The following is a 2,197-nucleotide window of genomic DNA, read 5'->3' as shown; positions in this document are numbered from 1 at the left end:
ATTGTGAAGGCACTTATTTCAGGTGGTAATGCGGTCATGTTGGGGTCGATGTTGGCCGGCACGCTTGAAGCACCAGGTGAGGTGTTTACTGATGAACACACTGGTTATCAATACAAGTCATACCGTGGGATGGGGTCAATTGCTGCCATGGAAAACGGTTCAAAAGATCGTTACTTCCAAGGCGAAGTTAATGAAGCAAATAAAATGGTTCCTGAAGGGATTGAAGCGCGTACGGCATACAAGGGTGCGCTAACGGATGTCCTAAATCAAGTGATGGTCGATGTTCGACGTGGTCTTGGCGCTGCAGGTGTTAATTCAATTCGTCAGGCGGCAACAGCCGGCCACCTTCACAATGATAAGGCTGATATCGATTACACGCATTTGCCACAAGTCGCACGCATCGTGGCAGAACAATAGGGGGAACATCAAAATGACGACAGAAACGGTTACGACAGGGTTAAGTTTGGATCAAGTGTTGTTGGTGCCTCGTGCATCTGACGTCTTACCAAATTCGGTTGTATTGGGAACGCAGCTGTCACCAACTGTTGCCTTGGCATTGCCAGTGATTGGGGCACCGGCGATGACTGATAAGCAAGTTGCACAACAATTTTCAGAAAACGGTGCACTGGCAATTTTGCCAGCGGGGGAAACGCAACTACAAGATGTTCAAGATTTACGAGCTGCCGATGAGGCGAAGACAATTGGGGTGGCGGTCCGTAATGCGCCTGACGCGTTTGAAACAGCCGTGACATTACATGCGGCTGGCGCAAGCGTCATCTATTACGAATTGGATGATCAACTTGATTTGGCTATTGAATCACTCAAGTTACTGGCGCAACAAGTGCCGCCGTTGACAATTTTAGTCGGTCCAGTCGCTGATGAAGCGATTGCCCGCCAGGTATTGGCGACAGGCATCGATGCACTTGTTGTGGCGCCTACACCAGGCCAACCGGTCTATACAGTGACAACAACGCTGGCATTTGCTGAATTGGCCGCCGAATTTGATGCCGCCGTCATCTTGGGTGCTGGCATTCGTTACTCAGGTGATATTGTTAAAGCCATTGCGGCTGGGGCGATTGCCACGATGGTTGATGATCAAATCATGACGGGTGACCTGACAGATAATCTTTTCCAAATTGCCGGCGGTCTGCGTTCTGGTATGGGTTACACAGGAGCGGCGACAATTAATCAACTTCGTGAAGAAGCACAATTTGTGCAAATCACGGCGGCTGGTTTAGCTGAGAGTCACCCACACGATGTGGAGTTGACAAAAGATGCGCCAAACTACGCTAAAAATTAAGTGACGTTACGTGCGGTGGTGACACCGCACTTTATTGTATATAAGGAAGAAAAGATGACGACAGTCGATTTAAAAATTATTAATGGTCAGGTATTAAATGTATTTTCACAAACGTTTGAACCCGAAACGCTTTGGATTGCGCAAGACCGAATCGTTTTTAGGGGTGACACAACGGCGTACGAGGCATTAACTACTTTTGATGCCGCTGGTAAGTTTATTATTCCGGGTTTGATTGATACGCATATGCACGTTGAAAGCACAACCTTTGCACCAACGACCTTGGCCACCGTGTTGTTACAACATGGTGTGACCCGTGCGTTCATCGATCCGCATGAGATTGCCAATGTGGCTGGTGCAGCGGCTGTGCAATATATGCTTGATGAAGCAAAGCGAACACCATTTAACTATCACGTGATGTTGCCGTCTTCGGTTCCGGCCACGGCGTTCGAACGCACGGGGGCTAAATTAACCGCAAGTGACTTGCGACCATTTTATGCAGATGCGGTTGTCGGTGGCCTTGCTGAAGTGATGGATTATCCGGCGGTAGCTAATCATGATGCTGACATGCAACAAAAGATTGCCGATGCTTTGGCAGCACATAAACCAGTCGATGGACACGGGGCCGGCTTGACAGCGACGCAACTGGCTGATTATCGGGCCGTGGGGATTTCGACGGATCACGAAGCAACGGATGCTGCCTCGGCGCTTGATCGGGTCAATCTTGGGATGCATGTACTTGTGCGTGAAGGGACGGTTGAACAAGATGAAGTTGCGATTCTACCGGCAATTACGGCAACTAATCAACAGCGTTTCTCCTTTGCAACGGATGATAAGACAAGTGTTGATATTGTTGAAAATGGCTCGATTGATCATAGTGTACGTGTAGCGGTGGCACAT

Annotated in this window: 3 protein-coding genes; all 3 read left to right on the top strand. The window is 48.9% G+C overall.

Translation table 11 applies throughout. The features are described 5' to 3' along the window. The coding region (locus WEIDD23_RS08685; RefSeq protein WP_197458861.1) for an IMP dehydrogenase at positions 1-417 on the top strand (417 nt) is incomplete at its 5' end. Positions 418-430: 13 nt separating this feature from the next. After that, a complete protein-coding gene (locus WEIDD23_RS08680) occupies positions 431-1,300 on the top strand; it encodes an IMP dehydrogenase (RefSeq protein ID WP_010372902.1) in 870 nt (289 codons plus the stop codon). A 54-nt stretch (positions 1,301-1,354) separates the two neighbouring features. After that, a partial coding sequence (locus tag WEIDD23_RS08675; RefSeq protein WP_156469615.1) for an amidohydrolase family protein occupies positions 1,355-2,197 on the top strand: 843 nt, incomplete at its 3' end.

It is taken from the genome of Weissella sp. DD23 (assembly GCF_001579105.1).
GTDB classification, from domain to species: Bacteria; Bacillota; Bacilli; order Lactobacillales; family Lactobacillaceae; genus Weissella; species Weissella cibaria.
Note: the sequence above shows the minus strand (reverse complement) of the source record. Positions and strands in the feature narration are given on the sequence as shown.